Annotated in this window: 9 protein-coding genes; 6 read left to right on the forward strand and 3 right to left on the reverse strand. The window is 71.1% G+C overall.

The features are described 5' to 3' along the window. Positions 1-96 precede the first annotated feature (96 nt). Both V7D28_RS12240 and feoB read left to right on the forward strand, forming a co-directional pair. Positions 97-426, forward strand: a complete 330-nt coding sequence (locus V7D28_RS12240) for a FeoA family protein (protein ID WP_333587662.1) — start codon at positions 97-99, stop codon at positions 424-426. Beyond that, complete coding sequence (gene feoB, locus V7D28_RS12245; RefSeq protein ID WP_333587663.1) at positions 423-2300, forward strand: ferrous iron transporter B; 1878 nt, start codon at positions 423-425, stop codon at positions 2298-2300. The genes V7D28_RS12240 and feoB overlap by 4 nt, the downstream gene beginning before the upstream one ends. Here the strand turns inward: feoB and V7D28_RS12250 are convergent. The 3 genes from V7D28_RS12250 to V7D28_RS12260 form a co-directional block, all read right to left on the reverse strand. Further along, positions 2297-2812 (reverse strand): MarR family winged helix-turn-helix transcriptional regulator, encoded by a 516-nt coding sequence (locus V7D28_RS12250; protein WP_333587664.1) that lies wholly within the window; start codon positions 2810-2812, stop codon positions 2297-2299. The two genes, feoB and V7D28_RS12250, sit on opposite strands and share 4 nt — an antisense overlap. A gap of 201 nt (positions 2813-3013) precedes the next feature. Further along, on the reverse strand, positions 3014-3307 hold the full coding sequence (locus V7D28_RS12255) for a hypothetical protein (protein WP_333587665.1): 294 nt from the start codon (positions 3305-3307) through the stop codon (positions 3014-3016). Beyond that, the gene (locus V7D28_RS12260; protein WP_333587666.1) at positions 3304-4338 is read right to left on the reverse strand and encodes an isoaspartyl peptidase/L-asparaginase family protein; all 1035 of its coding nucleotides are present in this window, start codon (positions 4336-4338) and stop codon (positions 3304-3306) included. The genes V7D28_RS12255 and V7D28_RS12260 overlap by 4 nt, the downstream gene beginning before the upstream one ends. Positions 4339-4539: 201 nt before the next feature. Here V7D28_RS12260 and V7D28_RS12265 point away from each other — a divergent pair, with 201 nt between their 5' ends. The 4 genes from V7D28_RS12265 to V7D28_RS12280 all read left to right on the forward strand — a co-directional run bounded on the left by V7D28_RS12265 (position 4540) and on the right by V7D28_RS12280 (position 7350). Beyond that, entirely contained in the window at positions 4540-5016 is a 477-nt protein-coding gene (locus V7D28_RS12265; RefSeq protein ID WP_333587667.1) for a disulfide bond formation protein B, read from the forward strand. Then, positions 5013-5576: a demethoxyubiquinone hydroxylase family protein gene (locus V7D28_RS12270; RefSeq protein ID WP_333587668.1), complete on the forward strand. Its 564-nt coding sequence runs from the start codon at positions 5013-5015 to the stop codon at positions 5574-5576. Before V7D28_RS12265 ends, V7D28_RS12270 begins: the two co-directional genes overlap by 4 nt. Before the next feature lie 122 nt (positions 5577-5698). Continuing rightward, positions 5699-6853 (forward strand): MFS transporter, encoded by a 1155-nt coding sequence (locus V7D28_RS12275; protein WP_333587669.1) that lies wholly within the window; start codon positions 5699-5701, stop codon positions 6851-6853. 104 nt (positions 6854-6957) lie between these two features. Further along, on the forward strand, positions 6958-7350 hold the full coding sequence (locus V7D28_RS12280; protein ID WP_333587670.1) for a response regulator: 393 nt from the start codon (positions 6958-6960) through the stop codon (positions 7348-7350). Positions 7351-7397: the final 47 nt, after the last annotated feature.

Genomic DNA, 7397 nt, shown 5'->3' on the forward strand with positions numbered 1-7397 from the left:
GGGTTGCATCGGGGGCCGGAGGCTCGTAACTGATAATCGTTCTCACCGCATGGGGCGGCGATGAGCGGTTTCCTGCGCCTGACGGACCTTTGAGCGATGCAAGATGAGCAACCGGCCCGGCCGGACCCCGGCGCGGAACCGCCCGCCGGGCGGCTGATCCGTCTGAGCCAGGCGCGCCTGGGGGACCGCGGGGTCATCGAGGCGGTCCATGTGCGGCCCGAGCTCGACCACCGGGGCCTGAGCGCTGACGAGCTGGAGCGCCGCCTGCTGGAGCTGGGATTCGTGGAGGGCGCGCAGCTGGAGGTGATCCATCAGGGGCTGATCGGGGGCGATCCCATCGCCGTGCGGCTGGACGACATGCGGGTGGCCGTGCGCCGCCGCGACGCCGCCGAAATCACCCTGCGCCTGGCTGAGGACGTCCGATGAGCGTCTCTGCGGGCCGCATCGCCCTGGTGGGCAATCCCAATTCCGGCAAGACCGCCCTCTTCAACGCCCTGACCGGCAGCCACCAGAAGGTGGCCAACTATGCCGGGGTGACGGTGGAGAAGAAGGAGGGCCGCATCACCACCCGCGGCGGGCGCACCCTGTCGGTGCTGGACCTGCCCGGCACCTATTCCCTGCGCGCCCGAAGCCCCGACGAGGCGGTGACCCGCGACGCGGTCCTGGGCCGGCTGGCCGGAGAGGCCGCCCCCGACGTGGTGGTCTGCGTGGCCGACGCCACCAATCTGCGCCTGGTGCTGCGCCTGATCCTGGAGCTGCGCCAGGTGGGGCGGCCCATGGTGCTGGCGCTGAACATGTACGACATCGCCCAGCGCCAGGGCCTGCGCATCGACCTGGAAGGGCTGGAGCGCGAGATCGGCGCCCCTATCGTCACCACGGTGGCGACCCGTCGGCGCGGGATCGAGGACCTGGTGGCCAAGGTGGAGGAGCGCATCTCCGCCATGGACGCCGCCGGCGAACTGAGCGGCGAGAACGCCTGGCGCGAACCCTCGCCGGCCGAGATCCGCGCCGCCCACGCCGAGGCCCAGCGGATCATGAAGGCCCATGTGCGGCCGCCCGAACATCCCGACACCGTCACCGGCAAAGTGGATTCGGTGCTGCTGCATCCGGTGGCCGGCCTGGTCATTCTGGTGGGCCTGCTGTTCGTCATGTTCCAGGCGGTCTTCGCCTGGGCCGGGCCGCTGATGGACGGCATCGAGGCCGGCATGGCCGCCCTGGGCGAGCTGGCGGGCACGGCCCTGCCCGACGGCCTCTTGCAGGACCTGGTGGTGGAGGGGCTGATCGCCGGCGTCGGCAGCGTGCTGGTCTTCCTGCCGCAGATCCTGATCCTGTTCCTGTTCATCATCCTGCTGGAGGACCTGGGCTACATGGCCAGGGCCGCCTTCCTGATGGACAGGATCATGGGCGGGGCGGGGCTGCACGGCCGCGCCTTCATCCCCCTGCTCTCCTCCTTCGCCTGCGCCATTCCCGGCGTCATGGCCACCCGGGTGATCGATTCCCGCCGCGACCGGCTGACCACCATCATGGTGGCGCCGCTGATGACCTGTTCGGCGCGCATCCCGGTCTACACCCTGATCATCGCGGCCTTCATTCCCAATGAGACGGTCTGGGGCTTCGCCAGCCTGCAGGGGCTGGTGATGTTCGGCCTCTACGCCTCGGGGATCGTCAGCGCCCTGGCCGTCTCCTTCATCGCCCGACGGCTGTTCTGGCGCGGCCAGGTGGAGCCGTTCCTGATGGAGCTGCCCACCTACAAGCTGCCCGATCCCAAGAGCGTGCTGCGGAACCTGTGGCTGCGGGCGTCGATCTTCATCAACCGGGCGGGTCGGATCATCCTGCCGCTCATGGTGCTGATCTGGGTGCTGTCCACCTTCCCCTATCCGCCCGAAGGCGCCACGGGGCCGGCCATCGACTACAGCTTCGCCGGACGCCTGGGCCACGCCATCCAGCCCCTGCTGGCGCCCATCGGCTTCAACTGGCAGATGACCGTGGCGCTCATCCCCGGCATGGCCGCCCGCGAGGTGGCCGTGGGCGCCCTGGGCACGGTCTATGCCGTGGCCGGCGCGGAGGAGAATGTGGGCACCCTGGCCGGCGCGCTCAGCCTGGACTGGTCCCTGGCCATGGGCCTGGCCTTCCTGGCCTGGTACGTCTTCGCCCCGCAGTGCGCGCCGACGCTGGCGGTGGTCAAGCGCGAGACCAACAGCTGGGTCTGGCCGGCGGCCATGTTCGCCTACATGTTCACCCTGGCCTATGCGGCGGCCTTCTGCGTCTATCACGCCGCCGTGGCGCTGGGTCTGGGCTAGGGCGCGGACGGCGGGCGTGTCTCGCCGGCCAGGGCTTCGGCCGCGGCCTGCACCCGGGCGAGCAGGCGCTTGAGCAGGGCCACCTCCTGCGGGGCGAGGCCGGAGATCAGGGCGGCCTCATAGGCCAGGGCCAGGGGGGCGATGGCCTCGTGCAGAGCCAGGCCCTGATCGCTCAGACGCCAGGAGAGCGGCTCATGAGCGGGCGCGGCGGCCTGCGGGCTGACCAGACCCCGGGCCTTCAGACCCTGCAGGGCCTCGGCCACGGCGGACCCGTCCATGCCGGTGCGCTGGACCAGCACCCCGACCGCGCTTGCTCCATCCTCGGCCAGGACGCAGATGACCCGCCACTCCGGAATCGTGAGGCCAAAGCGCGCCTCATAGGCGCGCGCGATCAGCCGGCTGACGGCGCTGGATGACATCACCAGCCGGTAGGGCAGATAGTCGTCCAGGCGCAGGGGCTGTTCTGCGGCTTCGGGCGTCTCGACGGCCTGCTTCAACACCCTGCCGCTCATGATCACCCCGACTGGCCGCGCCGCTCGCGCTCCTTCGAATGACCTGCGCGCGGGACGGGTTCAACACACGTCCTGCGATAGGAGGCGGGAAAGCGCCAAGGCCGACCGGCCGGGTCCTGGCCGGGCGCCCGACGCCCGATGCGCAGGCGCCGCGGCATGATGTGGACGCTGAACGAGGGTTTGACTGGACGGGGTCGAAAATCAGCGGGCCGCCGCCGCGCCGTCCGGCGGCGACAGGATCTGCACCAGGCGCACGCCGGCCTCGAAGGCGCGGGGCTCGAACACCGTGACCTCCACCCGGATCTCCCCGCCCGGAGCCGCCTGCCACATATAGGCCCGCTCGAAGCAGACCGGCCGCCCCTGGGGCGAGAACCCCTCGAAGGTGTCGCCCCAGGGGGTGCAGGCCAGCAGGGCCTGCCAGCCCAGGTCGCAGGCCTGGGCCAGTTCCTCCCGGGCGGCGGCCTCCAGGTCGGCTTCCAGATCGGCGCCGCTCATGGCTCGTCCTTGTAGATGCCGATCTGCAGGGGCTGGCCCGCCCCCATCTTCGCCCGGTACATGCCCGAGGTGTTGAAGCTCCAGGCCATCTGGCCGTCCGGGGCCACGGCCACGACCCCGCCGTCGCCGCCCAGAGCGGTGAGCTTGTCCTGGATCACCAGGTCTGCCGCGGCCTGCAGGCTGAGCCCGCGATGCTCCACCAGGGCGCAGACCTCGCGGGCCACGGCCAGGCGGATGAAATACTCCCCGGTACCGGTGGCCGAGACCGCGCAGGAGGCGTCGGAGGCATAGGTCCCCGCCCCGATGATCGGGCTGTCGCCCACTCGGCCCCACCGTTTGCCCGTGGTTCCGCCGGTGGACGTTCCCGCCGCCACATGGCCGGCCTGGTCGCGGGCCACGACCCCTACCGTGCCATGCTTGCCCTCGTCATGGGCCAGGCGCTCGGCGGCGTCCGGGGCGGCGATCCCTGCGGGGCGGACGGGCGCGGGCAGGCCCGCCTGGCGCAGGAAGGTCTCCAGGGCGCGCCAGCGACGCTCGGTGAAGAAGTGGGCCGGCGGCGCCTGCTCCAGGCCCTGGGCCTCGGAAAAGGCGTCGGCGCCGCGGCCGGCCAGCATGACATGGGGCGAATGGTCCATCACCGCCCGGGCCAGGCGGATGGGATGGCGGGTGGCGGTGACGCCGGCCACCGCGCCGGCCTTCAGGCTCGCCCCATCCATGATGGAGGCGTCCAGCTCATTCCGCCCCTCGGCGGTGAAGACCGCGCCCCGGCCGGCGTTGAACAGGGGATCATCCTCCATCAGCGTGATCGCCGCCTCGATGGCGTCGAGGGCCGAGCCCCCGTCGGCCAGCACCGCGGCGCCGGCCTGCGTCGCCCGTCCCATGGCCGCCCGATAGGCCTGTTCCTGTTCGGCGCTCAGATCGGCCCGGGCGATGACGCCCGCGCCCCCGTGCACCACGATCGCCCAGTCCTGCGCCATCGCGCTCTCCATCCCGCCCATGGCCAAGACCAGCCCAAGAACCCATTTCCGCATGATCGCCTCCTCGCACCGGCCGTCCGCACCCCACGGGCGTTCCCATGGGAAGGCTGGTATCACGGCCCGGAACTGCGCCGATAGGCGACCGCCCCGTCATTGGGCGGCCCAAGCTGGGCGATGCTGTGGCGCGCCATCGCAAAATCGGCTTCTATCGCCGCCATGATGACAGGCCCCACTCCGCTCCTGGACCGCTGGCGTGTGACGGCGCTGGCCGCCAGCGCCGGCATGCTGGCCGTGGCCCATGGATTCCAGACCTTCGGCGAGCTGGCGCCCTGCGCGCTCTGCCTGCGACAGCGGGAGGTCTATTGGACCGCCGCGGCCGTGGCCCTGGCCGGCATGATCCTGACGCGGCTTCGGGGGGGCGAGCGCTGGAAGGCGGGCTTCAACCTCGTCTTGGCCCTGGTTTTCCTCGTGGGCGCCGGGATCGCGGCCTATCATGCGGGGGCCGAGTGGAAGCTCTGGCCCGGCCCCTCCACCTGCGCCTCGGGCGGTGGCGTGGTGACCGCCGAGGCCCTCAGCGGCCTGCTGGCCGGGGCGACGGTGCGGGCGCCGGCCTGCGATGAGGCGCCCTGGGTGTTCCTGGGTCTTTCCATGGCCGGATGGAACGCCCTGATCTCCATGGGTCTTGCGATCTTGAGCCTCTGGGCCGCCGCCCACGAAAGGAGCAAGCGATGAGCGACAAGCCGCTGCCCCCGCGCCCCGGCGCCGGGGTGACCGAGGCCCGGCTGGCCGAGATTCTGCGGGTGGACCATGCCGGCGAGCTGGGCGCCGTGCACATCTATCAAGGTCAGCGCGCGGTGCTGGGCGCGGCCCCGGGCAAGGACCGGATCGCCGGCCAGCTGGCCGAGATGGAGGCCCATGAGGCGGTCCATCTGGCGCGGTTCGACGCCCTGCTGAACAGCCATCAGGTGCGCCCGACAGCCCTGGCGCCGGTCTGGCGGCTGGCGGGCCTGGCCCTGGGGGCGGGCACCGCCCTGATGGGGGAGAAGGCCGCCCATGCCTGCACCGAGGCGGTGGAGACCGTGATCGGCGAACATTACGCCAGTCAGGTGGCCGAGCTTGCCGAACGCGAGCCGGAGCTCGCCGAGGAGCTGGCCCGCTTCCGCGACGAGGAACTGGCCCACCGGGACCTGGCGGTGGAGGAAGGCGCCCGCGAGGCGCCGGGCTACAGCCTGCTGTCAGCGGTCATTCGGGCCGGCTGCCGCACCGCCATCCGGATCAGCGAGAAGATCTGAAGCGCCGGCGGCGGTGATCGCCTCACGGCCGGCGCAGAAATACTGGCATTGACCCTGCCGGCCGGCTGGCCCCTGATCGGCCCAAAGGGCAGACGGCGGACCGCGCCGCGCCAGGGGGGCTCATGAATTTCCGAATCTTCGTCCTGGCGCTCTCGACCTTTGCCTTCGGGTCCGGCGCCCTGATCTTCGTCGGCCTGCTGGAGCCCATGGCCGCCGACCTGGGCGTGTCCGTGGGCGCCGCCGGACAGCTGCAGACCGTCTATGTGCTGACCTCGGCCTTCGCCGGGCCGCCGCTGGCCTTTCTGATCGGCCGGTTTGAGCGCAAGCAGGTGCTGCTCATCGCCCTGGGCGTCTCGGCGGCCCTGAACCTGGCCTGCTATCTGACGCCGGGGTTCAGCACGATCCTGATCCTGCGCGCCCTGCTGGGCGCCATCGCCGCCATGGCCGGCCCGGCCGCCTCGGCGGCCGCTAGCGCGCTTGCGCCGCCGGAGCGGCGGGGCACGGCCCTGGCCATCGTCATGGGCGGGATGACCGTGGCCTTCCTGATGGGCATTCCGTTGGGCAGCGTGGTGGGCTCCGCCTTCGGCTGGCGGTCGGCCTTCCTGTTGTCCACCGGGCTCAGCGCCGTCGCGCTGATCGCCATCGCCCTCTTCGTGCCCCGGGTCACTCCGCCTGCGCCGGGGCCCGGCCAGGGGCTCAAGGGCGCCGGCGTCCTGCCCCTGTTCGCCGCCACCTTCCTGGCCTTCGGGGCCAATATGACCATCACCACCTATATCGCCCCCATTCTGCGCCTGCAGATCGGGGTGACGGGGGCGGGCGTCGCCGCCTTCCAGATGCTGGTGGGCGTGGGCAGTTTCCTGGGTCTGGCCCTGGGCGGACGCGCCGCCGACCGGGGCGCCGGCGGGCTCAGCGTCACCGTGGGATTTCTGGGCCTGGCCGTGGCGGCGGGTCTGCACAGCCTGGAGCTGGCCCGTCAGGGACCGGCGGGCTGGGACGCCTACGCCCTCGTCGCCCTGGCGGTGCTGGCGGGATCGACGGCGCTTTTCTCGGTCATGCCGGTGATCCAGTCGCGCCTGATCCAGCGGGCGCCGGCCTCGGCGCCCCTCGCCCTGGCCTTCAACGGGTCGTCCGCCTCCCTGGGTCAGGCCTTCGGCGGCGCCCTGGGCGGGGTGCTGCTGGCGCAAGGGGCGCTCAGCGTCACCTTCGCCGGCGGGGCCATCGCCCTGGCGGCGGCGGGCTTCTGGTGGGTCACCAACGGTCGGCCGTCTGTCCGCTGAATTTCGCCCCAGGATTGTGGCGCGCAGGCCTCGCGCTAGGGGCGAGCGGTAATGCTTCGACAATCAGACTCAAGTAGAAGCGCCGCCATATTGGGGGTGCATAGATGCAGATGCGACCGGTCGTTCTATTGGTCGATGACGATGTAACGTTGTTACATACAACTTCCAAGATGTTGGAGATCGCCGGTTTCGACTCCGTCCTGGCGGAAAGTCCGGCGAGGGTTCTCGATCTCACCCAGAATATTTCAACGACCGTCGTTCTCTTGGACATGTTCATGCCAGAGCGTGACGGGATTGAAATCATCCAGGAAATCCGGCGCCTTCAGCCGGACCTGCCCATCGTCGCCATGTCCGGCGGATGGCGCACCATGAAGTCGGCGCAGACCCTGGAAGTGGCCCGCGCCCTGGGCGCCGACGCGGTCCTGTCCAAGCCCTTCGACCGGGAATCGCTGCTCGCCGCCCTGAACGCCGCTCTGGACGCCCGGCCGGGACGCTGAACGCCGCCTTGCGGCCTCAGGCCTCGAGCTCGATGTCCCAGTAGAGG

Source organism: Phenylobacterium sp., from assembly GCF_036723115.1.
Taxonomy (GTDB): Bacteria; Pseudomonadota; Alphaproteobacteria; order Caulobacterales; family Caulobacteraceae; genus Phenylobacterium.